This is a genomic window from Streptomyces roseirectus, from assembly GCF_014489635.1.
In the GTDB taxonomy this organism is placed as follows: Bacteria; Actinomycetota; Actinomycetes; order Streptomycetales; family Streptomycetaceae; genus Streptomyces; species Streptomyces roseirectus.
This window is the reverse complement of record NZ_CP060828.1, coordinates 2,440,317-2,455,586: the sequence shown is the minus strand read 5'-3', so window position 1 is coordinate 2,455,586 and position 15,270 is coordinate 2,440,317. Positions and strand designations below refer to the sequence as shown.

Annotated in this window: 12 protein-coding genes, 1 pseudogene and 1 riboswitch; of the genes and pseudogenes, 9 read left to right on the top strand and 4 right to left on the bottom strand. The window is 73.3% G+C overall.

The window, feature by feature from the left end; genetic code table 11:
- The first annotated feature begins 109 nt into the window (after nt 1–109).
- From IAG44_RS10005 to IAG44_RS09990, 4 genes are all read left to right on the top strand, one after another.
- A complete protein-coding gene (locus tag IAG44_RS10005) occupies nt 110–1,504 on the top strand; it encodes a M16 family metallopeptidase (protein ID WP_187746783.1) in 1,395 nt (464 codons plus the stop codon).
- Nucleotides 1,501–2,889 carry a M16 family metallopeptidase gene (locus IAG44_RS10000; protein ID WP_187746782.1) on the top strand — a complete coding sequence of 463 codons (1,389 nt, stop codon included), beginning with the start codon at nt 1,501–1,503 and terminating at the stop codon, nt 2,887–2,889. Before IAG44_RS10005 ends, IAG44_RS10000 begins: the two co-directional genes overlap by 4 nt.
- Before the next feature lie 342 nt (nt 2,890–3,231).
- Nucleotides 3,232–3,378: riboswitch (cyclic di-AMP (ydaO/yuaA leader) on the top strand.
- A 14-nt stretch (nt 3,379–3,392) separates the two neighbouring features.
- Nucleotides 3,393–4,145 (top strand): M23 family metallopeptidase, encoded by a 753-nt coding sequence (locus IAG44_RS09995; RefSeq protein WP_187746781.1) that lies wholly within the window; start codon nt 3,393–3,395, stop codon nt 4,143–4,145.
- Nucleotides 4,146–4,338: 193 nt separating this feature from the next.
- Nucleotides 4,339–5,022 carry a GntR family transcriptional regulator gene (locus IAG44_RS09990; RefSeq protein WP_187746780.1) on the top strand — a complete coding sequence of 228 codons (684 nt, stop codon included), beginning with the start codon at nt 4,339–4,341 and terminating at the stop codon, nt 5,020–5,022.
- Between the two features lie 214 nt (nt 5,023–5,236).
- Here IAG44_RS09990 and IAG44_RS09985 read toward each other — a convergent pair whose 3' ends face one another.
- A complete protein-coding gene (locus IAG44_RS09985; RefSeq protein WP_187746779.1) occupies nt 5,237–5,518 on the bottom strand; it encodes an HPr family phosphocarrier protein in 282 nt (93 codons plus the stop codon).
- Nucleotides 5,519–5,705: 187 nt separating this feature from the next.
- Between IAG44_RS09985 and IAG44_RS09980 the strand changes: the two genes are divergently transcribed.
- From IAG44_RS09980 to IAG44_RS09965, 4 genes are all read left to right on the top strand, one after another.
- Nucleotides 5,706–8,801 (top strand): bifunctional acetate--CoA ligase family protein/GNAT family N-acetyltransferase, encoded by a 3,096-nt coding sequence (locus tag IAG44_RS09980; protein WP_187746778.1) that lies wholly within the window; start codon nt 5,706–5,708, stop codon nt 8,799–8,801.
- Between the two features lie 52 nt (nt 8,802–8,853).
- Nucleotides 8,854–9,444 carry a DUF5998 family protein gene (locus IAG44_RS09975; RefSeq protein ID WP_187752602.1) on the top strand — a complete coding sequence of 197 codons (591 nt, stop codon included), beginning with the start codon at nt 8,854–8,856 and terminating at the stop codon, nt 9,442–9,444.
- Nucleotides 9,444–10,622, top strand: a complete 1,179-nt coding sequence (locus tag IAG44_RS09970; RefSeq protein ID WP_187746777.1) for an alkaline phosphatase family protein — start codon at nt 9,444–9,446, stop codon at nt 10,620–10,622. The genes IAG44_RS09975 and IAG44_RS09970 overlap by 1 nt, the downstream gene beginning before the upstream one ends.
- A gap of 61 nt (nt 10,623–10,683) precedes the next feature.
- Entirely contained in the window at nt 10,684–11,331 is a 648-nt protein-coding gene (locus tag IAG44_RS09965) for a thymidine kinase (protein WP_187746776.1), read from the top strand.
- A gap of 40 nt (nt 11,332–11,371) precedes the next feature.
- Here IAG44_RS09965 and IAG44_RS09960 read toward each other — a convergent pair.
- Both IAG44_RS09960 and IAG44_RS09955 read right to left on the bottom strand, forming a co-directional pair.
- A pseudogene (locus IAG44_RS09960) lies at nt 11,372–11,824 on the bottom strand (DUF4352 domain-containing protein); the annotation flags it as partial.
- A gap of 74 nt (nt 11,825–11,898) precedes the next feature.
- Entirely contained in the window at nt 11,899–12,723 is an 825-nt protein-coding gene (locus IAG44_RS09955) for a VOC family protein (RefSeq protein ID WP_187746775.1), read from the bottom strand.
- A 272-nt stretch (nt 12,724–12,995) separates the two neighbouring features.
- Between IAG44_RS09955 and IAG44_RS09950 the strand changes: the two genes are divergently transcribed.
- Nucleotides 12,996–13,844: a sulfurtransferase gene (locus IAG44_RS09950; RefSeq protein ID WP_187746774.1), complete on the top strand. Its 849-nt coding sequence runs from the start codon at nt 12,996–12,998 to the stop codon at nt 13,842–13,844.
- Between the two features lie 243 nt (nt 13,845–14,087).
- Here IAG44_RS09950 and sepH read toward each other — a convergent pair whose 3' ends face one another.
- Nucleotides 14,088–15,107 (bottom strand): septation protein SepH, encoded by a 1,020-nt coding sequence (sepH, locus tag IAG44_RS09945; protein ID WP_187746773.1) that lies wholly within the window; start codon nt 15,105–15,107, stop codon nt 14,088–14,090.
- Nucleotides 15,108–15,270: the final 163 nt, after the last annotated feature.

The following is a 15,270-nucleotide window of genomic DNA, read 5'->3' as shown; positions in this document are numbered from 1 at the left end:
CGTACGCGCGCCGGGAACTTCGCCGACCGTCCGCGCGCTTGCATACAGTGACAGGACCGGCAGGAAAGTCCGCGGTTCGACGACCGCGTCCGCCATCGAAGGGACGTACATGCCCATGGGTCACACGGCCACAGCCCAGGCAGGCTCCGGGGGCCTGACAGCGACCGAGCACCGCCTGGCCAACGGCCTGCGCGTGGTGCTCTCCGAGGACCATCTGACCCCCGTCGCGGCGGTGTGCCTCTGGTACGACGTCGGCTCGCGCCACGAGGTCAAGGGGCGCACCGGACTGGCTCACCTTTTCGAGCACCTGATGTTCCAGGGCTCCGCCCAGGTCAAGGGCAACGGCCACTTCGAACTGGTCCAGGGCGCCGGCGGCTCCCTCAACGGCACCACCAGCTTCGAGCGCACCAACTACTTCGAGACCATGCCCGCGCACCAGCTGGAGCTCGCCCTCTGGCTGGAGGCCGACCGGATGGGCTCCCTGCTGGCCGCCCTGGACGACGAGTCCATGGAGAACCAGCGCGACGTCGTCAAGAACGAGCGCCGCCAGCGCTACGACAACGTCCCCTACGGGACCGCGTTCGAGAAGCTGACCGCCCTCGTCTACCCGGACGGCCACCCCTACCACCACACGCCCATCGGCTCGATGGCCGACCTGGACGCGGCGACCCTGGAGGACGCGCGCGCGTTCTTCCGCACGTACTACGCGCCGAACAACGCCGTCCTGTCGGTCGTCGGCGACATCGACCCGCAGCAGACGCTCGCCTGGGTCGAGAAGTACTTCGGCTCCATCCCCGCGCACGACGGCAAGCCCGAACCGCGCGACGGCTCCCTGCCGGACGTCATCGGTGAGGAACTGCGCGAGGTCGTCGTCGAGGAGGTCCCGGCGCGCGCCCTGATGGCCGCCTACCGGCTCCCCGAGGACGGCACGCGCGCGGGGGACGCGGCCGACCTGGCGCTCACCGTCCTGGGCGGCGGCGAGTCCTCCCGCCTCTACAACCGCCTCGTACGGCGCGACCGGACGGCCGTCGCCGCCGGGTTCGGCCTGCTGCGGCTGGCCGGCGCGCCCTCCCTGGGCTGGCTGGACGTCAAGACGTCCGGGGACGTCGAGGTGCCCGTCATCGAGGCCGCCATCGACGAGGAGCTGGCCCGGTTCGCCGCCGAGGGACCCACCGCCGAGGAGATGGAGCGCGCGCAGGCGCAGCTGGAGCGCGAGTGGCTGGACCGGCTCGGCACGGTCGCGGGCCGCGCGGACGAACTGTGCCGCTTCGCCGTCCTGTTCGGCGACGCGCAGCTCGCCCTCACGGCCGTCCAGCGTGTGCTGGAGATCACCCCGGAGGAGGTCCAGGAGGTCGCCAAGGCCCGCCTGCGGCCCGACAACCGCGCGGTGCTCGTCTACGAGCCCAAGCACCCGGACGACGCCGAGGACGCCGACGTCCCCGGGGACCCCGCGCGCGAAGCGACCGTAGAGGCTGCCGACGACAACGAGGAGACGGGCAAGTGACCGAGCTCGCCACGATGGACTTCCACCCGCAGCCCCAGGCGGGCGAGGCCAAGCCGTGGGCGTTCCCCGCGCCCGAGCGCGCCGCCCTCGCCAACGGTCTGACCGTCCTGCGCTGCCACCGCCCCGGCCAGCAGGTCGTCGCCGTCGAGATCCTGCTCGACGCGCCCCTGGAGGCCGAGCCGACCGGCCTGGACGGTGTCGCCACGATCATGGCGCGGGCCTTCTCCGAGGGCACCGACCGGCACTCCGCCGAGGAGTACGCGGCCGAGCTGGAGCGCGCGGGCGCCACGCTCGACGCGCACGCCGACCACCCCGGCGTCCGCCTCAGCCTGGAGGTCCCGGCCTCCCGGCTCGCCAAGGGGCTCGGGCTGCTCGCCGACGCCCTGCGCGCGCCCGCGTTCGCCGAGGGCGAGGTCGAACGGCTGGTGCGCAACCGCCTCGACGAGATCCCCCACGAACTCGCCAACCCGTCCCGGCGGGCCGCCAAGGAGCTCTCCAAGGCGCTGTTCCCGGCGACCGCGCGCATGTCGCGCCCGCGCCAGGGCACCGAGGACACCGTCGAGAAGATCGACGCCGCCGCCGTCCGCGCCTTCTACGACCGGCACGTGCGCCCCGCCACGGCCACCGCGGTCGTCGTCGGCGACCTGGACGGCGTCGACCTCGACGCGCTGCTCGGCGAGACCCTGGGCGCCTGGACGGGTACCCCGGCGCAGCCCCGGCCCGTCCCGCCGATCACCGCCGACGACACCGGGCGCGTCGTCATCGTCGACCGGCCCGGCGCCGTCCAGACGCAGCTGCTGATCGGGCGCGTGGGCGCCGACCGGCACGACCGCGTGTGGGCCGCCCAGGTGCTCGGCACGTACTGCCTCGGCGGCACCCTGACGTCCCGTCTGGACGCCGTCCTGCGCGAGGAGAAGGGCTACACCTACGGCGTGCGCGCCTTCGGCCAGGTCCTGCGCTCCGCCCCCGACGGCACCGGCGCGTCCATGCTCGCCATCAGCGGCTCCGTGGACACGCCCAACACCGGGCCCGCCCTCGCGGACCTGTGGACCGTCCTGCGCACGCTCGCCGCCGAGGGCCTGACGGACGCCGAGCGCGACTTCGCCGTCCAGAACCTCGTCGGGGTGGCGCCGCTCAAGTACGAGACCGCCGCGGCCGTCGCCGGGACCCTCGCCGACCAGGTCGAGCAGCACCTGCCCGACGACTTCCAGGCGACCCTGTACCGCAGGCTCGCCGCCACCGGGACCGTCGAGGCCACCGCCGCCGTCGTCAACGCCTTCCCGGTCGACCGCCTGGTGACCGTCCTGGTCGGCGACGCGAAGGAGATCCGCGAGCCGGTCGAGGCCCTGGGGATCGGGCCGGTGCAGGTGGTGACGGCGGAGTAGCCGGCCGGCGTACGCGCGGGTGCGACCGTTCGGGCACGCGCGTGTGGGACCACTGCCGTGCGCGCCCTGGGCCGCCGTCCGGAGACATCTCCGGGCGGCGGCTCCGTCGTACCGGCCCGCGCGCGTGCGCCGAACCTTCCCCCCGCCCTGCCTCGTTCGCCTGTTCGCACATCGACACCCTGCCCGGAAACGTTCCTCGGGGATGACCGTTTTCGCCCGGAGGGTGCACCTCTGCCCTGTGGTCTGCGCTACAAAAACCGCTGTGCGTTTGGGAATCGGCGGTGTGCCCCTCTAGCGTCGTCCGGGCTGTTCGTCGGGCAGTGCGCCGCACACCGCGGCACCGGACAGCGATCGCCGAGTCCCCGCACGGCGCGAGCCAGGGGAGCCGGGGACCCACAGTCCCTGGGGTGAATCGGGCGCGTGCGCCCGTAGGAGACCTTCCTGCTCCGAACCCGTCAGCTAACCCGGTAGGCGAGAGGGAAGGAAAGGACGAACTCGACCTCATGGCGTTCACCTGCGCCACCGGGAAGCGCCGCAAGGCGACCCGGATCCAGCGCACGACGGCCCGCGCGGCCGGCATAGCGGCGCTGACGACGTCGGCACTGGCGGCCGGCTCTCCCCCCGAACCGACGGCCGCGAACGCCATGACGCTCGCGGACGACACGGTCACCATGCGCCTCGACGTCACCGAGCAGGCCGCCGACCGCGCGGACGCGCAGCAGCACGCCGTCCAGCAGGCGGCCGTACGCGCGCAGGCGCAGGCTCTGCGCGCCCAGGCAGCCGAGGACGCGAGGGCGGCTCGCGCGGCCGAGGCACGCGCCGCGCGCGAGGCGGAACGGGCCCGGCTCAACGCGTTCGTCGCGCCGATCACCGGCTCCTACGTCTCCACCGGCTACCGCAGCGGCGGCTCCCTGTGGTCCTCCGGCAGCCACACGGGCATCGACTTCCACGCCGCCACCGGCACCCCGGTGCACGCCGTGGGCCTCGGCACCGTCGTCGAGGCGGGCTGGGGCGGCGCCTACGGCAACCAGGTCGTCGTCCGGATGCACGACGGGACGTACACCCAGTACGGCCACCTGTCGGCGATCTCCGTGGCGGTGGGCCAGACGGTCACCCCCGGCGAACTGATCGGCTACTCGGGCGCGACCGGCAACGTGACGGGCCCGCACCTGCACTTCGAGGCGCGCACGACGGCGGAGTACGGCTCCGACATCGACCCGGTCGCCTATCTGCGCGCGCACGGCGTCGACGTCTGACCTCTGCGCGAGATCGTCCAGCCCCGGCTCCTCCAGCCGGGGCTTTCGGCGTTTCGCACGCTCTCCTGTCCAAAAAATATCCCTGGATTCCGGCTCGCCATCGGAAATTCCCGCTCATTGCAATAGAGTCACGGAACACACGTCGATCGGCGCGTTCGGCGGCGTTTCACGGGGATTAAGGCGGAGGTCGGTCATGCGTATTCCGGCGCACTCGGTGTGCACGGCCATCCGGGACGACATCGTCGCGGGTGTCTACGAGCGTGGCAGCCGCCTCACCGAGGAACTTCTCGCGCGCCGGTATGGCGTCAGCCGCGTCCCGGTCCGTGAGGCGCTGCGCACGCTGGAGGCCGAGGGGTTCGTCGTGACACGGCGCCACGCGGGCGCGTGCGTGGCCGAGCCGACCGAGCAGGAGGCCGCCGACCTGCTGGAGATGCGCCTGCTGCTGGAGCCGCTGGGCGCCGCCCGTGCCGCGCAGCGGCGCACGGAGGCCCACCTGAAGGTGCTGCGCGGACTCGTCAGGCTGGGCCAGGAGCGCGCCAGGAGGGGCAACAGCGAGGATCTACGTTCCCTGGGCGGCTGGTTCCACGAGACGCTGGCCCAGGCGTGCGGAAGCCATGCCCTGACCTCGACGTTGACCCAGCTGCGCCACAAGATCGCCTGGATGTACGCCGTGGAGCCGCCGGCCAGCCCTGTCGACTCCTGGACCGAGCACGGAGCGATCGTGGACGCCGTCGCGCGCGGGGACGCCGAGCGCGCGCGGGCGGTCACCGCGCTGCACACCGAGCGCTCCACGGCCGCGCACCGGCTGCGCTTCGCCGGCGCCGACCGTGTGAGGACTTCGCAACACGCCGTAAACATGTCCGGCCTGCGGCATTAACACGGGCGCCGTATACAAAGAAGAGATATTCGGCGGAGGTGTATTTCCGCTGCCCTTTTCCCGGGTGCGCCGTGAATTCCCCGGCGTACGCCCTCCGCATGTGTTCACGCGGCCCTAATCCTGCGCGGGGCAATTCATTCCCGGGTTCCCGGAAAACGGCGGAGCCGCGCCGCCCGGTGGGGCGGCGCGGCTCACGCGCGCGTGGAGCGCCGGTTCAGACGGTCTCGGGAAGCTCGTCGAGACCTTCGGAGACCAGCTTGGCCAGCCGGTCGAGGGCCGCGTCGGCGCCCTCGGCGTCGGCGGTCAGCACGACCTCCTCGCCGCCCTGGGCGCCGAGGCCGAGGACGGCCAGCATGGACGCCGCGTTGACGGGGCTGCCGCCCGCCTTGGCGATTGTGACCGGGACGCCTGTGGCCGTGGCGGCTCGGACGAAGAGGGAGGCGGGGCGGGCGTGAAGGCCCTCCGCCCAGCCGATGGTGACGCGGCGCTCAGCCATGTGATGCTGCCCTTCGGTGTTCAGGGTTGTCTAGACCATTTTTCCACACGTGAAGCGTCCCCGGAGCAGGCGCGACGGCCCCTCCGAGGCGGCTTGTCCGGACCGCGGCCTCGGTCCGGCTCGTGCCGTCTTCCGTCCCCCAGACTGCCTCGCGCCGTTGTCGGACGCGAGCCGTACCCTGGGCCCCATGCAGAGCGCGCAGGAGCGGCACGAGTACCCCGCCCACTGGGAAGCCGACGTGGTGCTGCGCGACGGCGGTACCGCGCGCGTGCGGCCCATCACCGCCGACGACGCCGAGCGCCTGGTCAGCTTCTACGAGCAGGTGTCGGACGAGTCGAAGTACTACCGCTTCTTCGCGCCCTACCCGCGCCTGTCCGCGAAGGACGTCCACCGCTTCACGCACCACGACTTCGTGGACCGGGTGGGACTCGCCGCCACCGTCGGAGGCGAGTTCATCGCCACCGTACGCTATGACCGCATCGGCCCCGACGGCCTGCCCGCCACCGGCCCCGCCGACGAGGCGGAGGTCGCCTTCCTCGTCCAGGACGCCCACCAGGGCCGCGGCGTCGCCTCCGCCCTCCTGGAACACATCGCCGCCGTCGCGCGCGAGCGGGGGATCCGCCGCTTCGCCGCCGAGGTCCTGCCTGCCAACTCCCGGATGATCAAGGTCTTCACCGACGCCGGCTACACCCAGAAACGCAGCTTCGAGGACGGCGTCGTCCGCCTGGAGTTCGGCCTCGAACCCACCGAACGCTCCCTCGCCGTCCAGCGCGCCCGCGAACAGCGCGCCGAGGCCCACTCCGTACGCCGGCTGCTCGCCCCCGGATCCGTCGCCGTCGTCGGCGCCGGACGCGCCCCCGGAGGCGTCGGCCGCGCGGTCCTCGCCAACCTCCGCGCGGCAGGCTTCACGGGCACCCTGCACGCCGTCAACAAGGCGCTCCCGGACGGCGTCAAGGAGCTCGACGGCGTCCCGGCCCACCGCTTCGTGCGCGACATCGCGGGCCCCGTCGACCTCGCGGTCGTCGCCGTCCCCGCCGACGCCGTGCCCGGGGTCGTCGCCGAGTGCGGGGAACACGGCGTCCAGGGGCTGGTCGTCGTCTCCGCCGGGTACGCCGAGAGCGGCCCCGACGGGCGCGAGCGCCAGCGCGAACTCGTCCGCCTCGCACGCGCGTACGGGATGCGCATCATCGGCCCCAACGCCTTCGGGATCATCAACACCGCGCCCGGCGTACGGCTCAACGCCTCCCTCGCGCCCGAGGTGCCCCGCCCCGGCCGCATCGGGCTGTTCGCCCAGTCCGGCGCGATCGGCGTCGCCCTGCTCTCCCGGCTGCACCGCCGGGGCGGCGGCGTCACCGGCGTCACCGGGGTGTCGACGTTCGTCTCCTCCGGCAACCGCGCGGACGTCTCCGGCAACGACGTCCTCCAGTACTGGTACGACGACCCGGACACCGACGTCGTCCTCATGTACCTGGAGTCCATAGGAAACCCCCGCAAGTTCACCCGCCTCGCCCGGCGCACGGCCGCGGCCAAGCCCCTCGTCGTCGTCCAGGGCGCCGGATCGGCACCCCAGGGGCACGCGGTCCGCGCGACGCGGCTGCCCCACGCCACCGTCTCCGCGCTCCTGCGCCAGGCCGGCGTGATCCGCGTCGCCACCATCACCGAACTCGTCGACACGGGCCTCCTGCTCGCCCGCCAGCCCCTCCCCGCGGGCCCGCGTGTGGCGATCCTCGGCAACTCCGAGTCCCTGGGGCTGCTCACCTACGACGCCTGCCTCTCCGAGGGCCTGCGCCCGCTGCGGCCCCTCGACCTCACGACCGGCGCCTCCGCGCAGGACTTCCGCGACGCCCTCACGCGCGCGCTCGCCGACGAGACCTGCGACGCCGTCGTCGTCACCGCCATACCGGCCATCGGCGAGGCGTCCGCGGACGACGCCGAACTCGCCGAGGCCCTGCGGTCAGCCGCCGCCGAGGTGCCCGCCAAGCCGGTCCTCGTCGTCCATGTGGAACTCGGGGGACTGGCGGCGGCGTTGTCGGCGGCCATGAGCACGGCACCGCAGGGGGCGGGGACTGGCGCGGGGCCGGAGGGTGCCGGGGTGGTGGGGCACACGGTGGTCGCGGGCGCGGGCTTCAGCGCGAGCGCGATGGACGCGGTACGCGCGCGTCTGTCGCCGTCGTCGCGATCCGGAACGGCTGGAGAGGCGCAGCCGAGCGGCACATCGGGCACGAGCCCCAGGGACGAGCCGCAACCGCAGTCGATCTCGGGGGCCCGCCCGGCACCCGCCCAAGCCCCGGCCTCCGAGGCCCTTGCGCCCCAGGTGCCGCCGCACACCCCCGCGAAGCCCCCGGCGGCCGCCTCGGCCCCGCAGCCCGCTCCGTCCCCCGGCAAAGCCCCACAAGCCCCCCTCACGCCCCCGCAGGGCCCCCGCCTCATCCCCGCCTACCCGGCCGCCGAACGCGCCGTGCGGGCCCTCGCGGAGGCCGTCAAGTACGCGCAGTGGCGCCGGGAGGCGGCCGACCCCGGCAAAGTGCCCGAGTACGACGACATCGACGAGAAGGGCGCCGCACGGCTGATCGGCGGCCTCCTCGCGCGCGGGCAGGGCCTCACCCTCGGCGCCGAGGAGACCTGCGAACTCCTGGGCCGCTACGGCGTCGACGTCCGCCGGGCCCTCCCCGCGCCCACCCCCGAGGACGCCGTTGCGGCCGCGCGCGCCCTGGGCTACCCCGTCGCCCTGAAGGCGACCGCCCCGCACCTGCGCCACCGCGCCGACCTCGGCGGCGTCCGCCTCGACCTCACGGACGAGGAGCAGCTGCGGCGCTCGTACGGTGAGCTGACCGAGCTGTTCGGGGCGCCCCAGGAACTGCGGCCCGTCGTCCAGGCGATGGCCCCGCGCGGGGTCGACACCGTCGTGCGCGCGGTGATCGACCCGGCCGCCGGAGCGGTGCTGTCCTTCGGACTCGCGGGCGCCGCCTCGCAGTTGCTCGGCGACATGGCACACCGCCTGGTGCCGGTCACCGACCGGGACGCGACGTCCCTGGTGCGCTCGATCCGCACGGCGCCCCTGCTGTTCGGCTGGCGCGGCTCCACCCCCGTCGACACCCCGGCCCTGGAAGAACTCCTCCTGCGTGTCTCCCGCCTGGTCGACGACCACCCCGAGGTCGTCGCCGTCACCCTGGAGCCCGTCGTCGTCGCCCCGCACGGCGTGAGCGTCCTCGGCGCCTCCGTGCGCCTCGCCCCGCCGCCCGCCCGCGACGACCTCGGCCCGCGCACCCTGCCCGCATACTGAGAGCCCGTGCCGCCCTGTGCGGGGTCCCTCGCAGTCAGTGGGCCCCCGTAGGATGGAGGGCATGGCCAAGACCAGTACGACGACCCAGGGGCTTCGCGCGGCGATCGAGCGCAGCGGCTACTACCCGGCCCTCGTGGCCGAGGCGGTGGAGGCCGCCGTGGGCGGCGAGCCGATCCGGTCGTACCTGGTCCATCAGGAGACCACGTTCGACCAGAACGAGGTCCGCAGGCACGTGACCGTCCTCGTGCTCACCGGCAACCGCTTCATCGTCAGCCACACCGACGAACAGGCCGCCGACACGACGTCGCCGACGCCGTACGCGACCACCTCCACGGAGTCCGTGAAGCTCGGCCGGATCTCCTCCGTCGTCGTCAGCCGCGTCGTCGCCAACCCGGAGTCGTACGCGCCCGGCACGCTCCCGCGCGAGGTGATGCTCACGATCGGCTGGGGAGCCGTCTCCCGCATCGACCTGGAGCCCGCCGCCTGCGGCGACCCCAACTGCGACGCCGACCACGGCTACACGGGCAACTCGACGGCGGACGACCTGAGTCTGCGCGTCAGCGAGGCGGGCGACGGCCCGGAGACGGTGCGTCAGGCGCTCGCCTTCGCGCAGTCGCTCTCCGAGGCGACCGCGGCCCTCTGATGTCCCAGCTCGCCCCCTGGGACCACCCCGAACCCCTCCGCGTCGACTCCGCGCCCGTCCCGCGCTACGGCACCGGCTCCCTCGCCGACCTGCTCCCCACCGTGGCCGCCGGGCTCGGCGTACCCGGACTCACCGCCACGATCGACGGCCTTGTCCCCGCCGACCGCGTGTGCGTCTTCCTCGTCGACGGTCTCGGCCTGGAACAGGTCAGGGCCCACCCGGACGAGGCTCCGTACCTGTACGGCCTCCTGACGGCCTCCACGGGCCATCTCACGGCAGGCTTCCCGGCCACCACGGCGACGTCCTTGGCCTCCGTCGGCACCGGCCTCCCGCCGGGCGCCCACGGACTGCCCGGCTACACCGTGCGCGACCCCGCGACCGGCGCGCTGATGAACCAGCTCCGCTGGCAGCCCTGGACCTCCCCGCAGGTCTGGCAGCCCTACCCGACGGTCTTCCAGCTCGCCGACGCCGCCGGCGTCCACACCGCGCAGGTCTCCTCGCCCGCCTTCCAGAACACCCCGCTGACCAAGATCGCGCTCAGCGGCGGAACGTTTCACGGGCGGCTCACCGGCGAGGAGCGCATGGACCTCGCCGCGGCGCAGCTCGCCGCCGGGGACCGGGCCCTCGTCTACACGTACTACGCCGAACTCGACGGCGCCGGGCACCGCTACGGCATCGCCTCCGACACCTGGCGCGGCCAGCTCATGTACGTCGACCGGCTCGTCCAGCGGCTCGCGCAGCAGCTTCCGCCGCGCAGCGCGCTGTACGTCACCGCCGACCACGGCATGGTCGACATCCCCTTCGACGAACAGCACCGCATCGACTTCGACGAGGACTGGGAGCTGCGCGCCGGGGTCGCCCTCCTCGGGGGCGAGGGGCGCGCGCGGCACGTGTACGCCGTGCCGGGTGCCGCCGGTGACGTCCTGGCCTGCTGGCGCGAGGTCCTGGGCGAACAGTTCTGGGTCGCCTCCCGGGACGAGGCCATCGCCGCCGGGTGGTTCGGTCCGCACGTCGACGAGCGGGTGTACGACCGGCTCGGCGACGTGATCGCCGCCGCGCGGGACGACGTCCTGATCATCGCCTCCGAGCGGGAACCCAAGGAGTCCGCGATGGTCGGCAACCACGGCTCGATGACCCCGGCTGAGCAGTTCGTGCCTCTGCTCGAAGTACGCTCCTGACCGATTCCGACCGTTTCTCTGCCCCTGTGGGGCCGTCTCGCCGAAAGGTGCTCACCTCGCCATGTCCGAGTTGGTGTTCTTCTCCGGAACCATGGACTGCGGGAAGTCGACCCTGGCGCTCCAGATAGAGCACAACCGATCGGCTCGCGGGCTCAAAGGGATGATCTTCAGCCGTGACGACCGCGCGGGCCGGGGCAAGCTCTCCTCCCGCCTCGGTCTCGTCACCGACGCCGTGGAGATCGAGGACGGGCAGGATCTGTACGCCTACCTCGTCGACCACCTCTCCCACGGCGGGCGCGCGGACTACGTCATCGCCGACGAGGCGCAGTTCCTCGCGGAGGAGCAGATCGACCAGCTCGCGCGCGTGGTCGACGATCTCGGGCTCGACGTCTACGCGTTCGGCATCACCACCGACTTCCGCTCCAAGCTCTTCCCCGGCTCCCAGCGCCTCGTCGAACTCGCCGACCGCGTCGAGGTCCTTCAGGTCGAGGCCCTGTGCTGGTGCGGCGCCCGCGCCACCCACAACGCCCGCACCGTCGGCGGCGTCATGGTCGTCGAAGGCGCCCAGGTCGTCGTCGGCGACGTCAACCAGGCGGACACGATCGGGTACGAGGTGCTGTGCCGGCGGCATCATCGGCGGAGGATGACAGCGGCGTCGGCCAAGGCCGCGGCGCTGTCGCCTGATGTGCTGCCGGTTCAGGCGGTGTAGCGGACGTCGTCCACTCGCCGATGTCGTCGGAGTAGCCGCTGTTCATCGAGAACTGGACGGTCACCACACGCGAGGTGTCCGGCACTTCGAAGGTGAGGTAGCCGAGGGCGCTCCTTCCGGGCAGGACGGTGATGCTTCCGGGGAACTCGGCGCCGGCCGTGGTGCCGGAGAAGAAGGCCGTGTCGAAACGCTGGCCGTCCTGGTCGATCACGTTCACGCCGTTCGAGGGCGAGTCGTTGTAGACGGCGGTGCCGGTGTTCTTCAGACGGAACTGGACGGCAACGAGGTGGTTGCCGGGGTCCGGCGAGGAGAAGGAGCCCTTCGCGCGCGCGGGGTCCACCACTTTGACCACCGTCACGTCAAGCTTCTCCCCGTCCGAGTTACCCGTGAGGCTCAGCGTGTCCCCGACCCTCCCGTCGGACGACACAGGCGCCAGAGCCAGCGTGAACACCGCCGGCAGACAGATCAGCAAGGGCGCGGTACGACGTCGCATCGCTCCTCCCGGTGTAGCGGAGCGGCAGATGTCACCATCGTCCGCCCGGACCGCGAGGTCGGCGAGCCGAGTTGTCAGGAGGCGCGTTGGAGGAGGGCGAAGGGGGCGCCCTCGGGGTCGGAGGCTGTTGCTACGCGGCCCAGGGGGGTGTCGGCGGGGTCGGTGAGGGTGTGGCCGCCCAGGGACGTCACACGGGCCAGGGCCGTGTCCGTGTCGGTGACCTGGAAGTAGGTCAGCCAGTGGGGACCGCGGTGGCGTGGGAGGGCGGGGCCGAGGCCGCGGAGGGCGGCGACGGGGTGGGTGTCGAGGCGGAGGGTGACGGCGTCGATGTCGGCGTCCGCGTCGGGGGCGGAGGGTGCGTCGGCGGCAGGGGTGGTGTCGTAGCCGAAGAGCGTTTCGTAGAACTTGGTCACGGTCTCCGTGTCGAACGTGAGGAGTTCGTTCCAGGCGGGCGTTCCGTGCGCGCCCGCGACGGTGGTGCCGAGGTGCGCGGACGCCTGCCAGAGGCCGAAGACGGCACCGGCGGGGTCGGAGCAGATGGCGAGGCGGCCGGCGTCGCCCGCGTCGAGGGGGCCGACCCCGACGGTGCCGCCGCACAGGCGCACGCGCTCGGCGTCCCGGTCGACGTCGTCGGAGGCGAGGTAGGGCGTCCAGGCGACCGGGAGATGACGGTCCGCCGGGAGCTGCCCGATGCCCGCGACGTCGTGGCCGTCGAGCAAGGCGCGCGCGTAGGCGCCCAGTTGACGCGGCCCGGGAAGGAACTCCCAGCCGAACAGCTCGCCGTAGAACTCCTGGGTCGCCGTCAGTCCGTGCACCATCAGGCTGACCCAGCAGGGCGTACCGGGCGCGTACCGGTCGTGCGTCTCGCCGTGCGGTTCAAAACCTTGTGCCTCGGTCATCGTCACTCTCTCCTCGGCCCCCGGAGGTGGCCGTGCCGTTCCGCCCTGGAACCCCCGTGCCGATGCTCGCACCACCCGTGCGGCCCCGCGTCCCGGAGCGCACCGCCGCGCGGGGGCGGCGGTGACGCGCCCGTTTCACATTGATTGCCGTCACGTGTTGATCGGCTGTACTCGGTGTGCTCGATCCCGTACACCTGGTGATCGAGTCTGTCCGGCGGGCAGAGTAGCCGGACGCGGGCGGCGGGGCCACCCCGTGCGCAAGGATGGACGCCATGAACGCCATCATTTCCGCATCCGACCTGGCGGCCGAACTGGCCGGAAACCACCCGCCGGTGGTCCTGGACGTCCGCTGGCAGCTCACCCTCGCCAAGGCCGACGGACCGCCTTTCGACGGGCACGCCGCCTACGCCTCGGGGCACGTCCCGGGCGCCGTCTTCGTCGACCTGGACCGTGAACTGGCGGGCGCGCCGGGTGCCTCGGGCCGTCATCCGCTGCCCGACCTCGATGGGTTCGGCGCGGCCATGCGCCGGGCGGGCGTCTCGGCGGCGACCCCAGTGGTCGTGTACGACGGCGGGCAGGGCTGGGCCGCCGCGCGCGCGTGGTGGCTGCTGCGCTGGACGGGTCACCCGGACGTGCGGGTCCTCGACGGCGGGTTGCCGGCCTGGGAGGGGGAGATCTCGGCCGACCTGCCCGCGCCCGCGGAAGGCGACTTCACACCGGTCCCCGGCGCCACCGGCCTCCTGGACGCCGACGGCGCCGCCGCCCTCGCCCGCTCCGGCCTGCTCCTCGACGCACGCGCGGGTGAACGCTACCGGGGCGAGGTCGAGCCCATCGACCGGGTCGGCGGCCACATCCCCGGCGCGGTCTCCGCGCCCACCACCGAGACGGTCGGCCCCGACGGACGCTTCCTGCCCGCCGAGGCGCTGAAGGACCGCTTCCGGGGCCTGGGAGCCGCCGAGGGCACCGAGGTCGGCGTGTACTGCGGTTCGGGCGTCTCGGGGGCGCACGAGGTCCTTGCGCTGGCGGTGGCGGGCATCCCGGCGGCCCTGTACGTGGGTTCCTGGTCGGAGTGGTCCGCCGACCCGTCCCGCCCGGTCGCGGTGGGCCTGGACCCGCAGTAGGACGCCCGGGAGAGCCGTACGGTTCTCCCGGCCGAACGAGCCGCCCGCGCGCCGAAGACCCCGCCGTGCGACGGGACTTCGCGCCGCGCGGGCGCCGGGCGTGTGGACCCGGGAGCTGTGGACGGCGCGCTCAGAGAGGGGCGCCGACGCCCACGCGCGGGAGGGCTGTTTCCGCGTCGGGTACACGCACACGGCGAAGCCGGCGCCCGACAGCAGCCCCCAGTGCTTCCGCCGCCCGGCGCGCTACTCCTGCTTCTTCCGCCGCGTCCCGAACACGATCTCGTCCCAGCTGGGGACGGCCGCCCGGCGGCCGGGGCGGACGCCGTCGGCCTCGGCCTGGCGGTCGGTGGCGCCGACGAGGCGGTCACGGTGGCTGCCCACGGAGCGCGGCATGAGGACGTCCGCGTAGGCGGAACCGGCGGACGCGGCGGGCGCCGGGGGCTCCTCGACGTCGGCCTCCTGCTCGGTCTCCTCGGCGTCCTCGGCGGGGCGCTCGGGCACGACCATGTCGCCCCGGAAGCTCGGTACGGCCTCCAACAGGCTGGTCAGCGAGTCCCGTTCGCCCACCGCCTCCTCGGCGGGTTCGGGCGCCGGGGCAGGCAGGGCGGGGCGCTCGCGGTCCAGCGGGCGGTCCCGGGGCAGGCGCGCGATACGCGGCACGAACGGAAAGCTGGGTTCCGGCGCGGCGAGGTCGTCGGACTCGCCGATCAGGGACCGGGCCTCGTTGTCGACGGCCTGGACGAGCCTGCGGGGCGGGTCGTACGTCCAGCTCGCGGAGTGGTGCTCGCCCGCCACCTGGTAGGCCAGCATGACCTCCCAGGTGCCGTCGTCGCGGCGCCAGGAGTCCCACTGGACGGTGTCCTTCTCGGCGCCGCGCAGCAGCAGTCGCTCCTGGACGGCCTCGCCGAGCTGGGGACCGGCGTTCTCGCCGGGGCGGCGTACGGGGGTCTTGCGGGCGCGTTCGGCCATGAAGGCGCGTTCGGCGAGGACGGGGCCCTCGAAGCGGCGGACGCGGTCGACGGGGATCCCGGCGAGCTGCGCGACCTCTTCCGCGGTGGCACCCGCGCGTATACGCGCCTGGATGTCGCGGGGGCGGAGGTGGCTCTCCACCTCGATCTCGATCTGGCCGAGCCGGGGCCGGTCGCCGCGCACGGCCGCGCGCAGGCGCTCGTCGATGGGGAGTGTGTACTCCGTGGAGTCGGCAGCTTTCAGCACCAGCCGTGTTCCGTCATTCGAGACGGCCACGACCCGCAGTTCGGGCATGGGGACCTCCCGGGTGGTGCCTGCCGACGTCACGTGCGTCGCTGCTTCCGCTAGTCGAGTGTGGCCTGCCCGGGTGCAGCCTGCCACAACCTTGCCGAGTTGCCCGGCGTGTCGGGCTCGGGCCCTGGATCGCCGTTATGGCACGGTTACCTATTCGCCACGC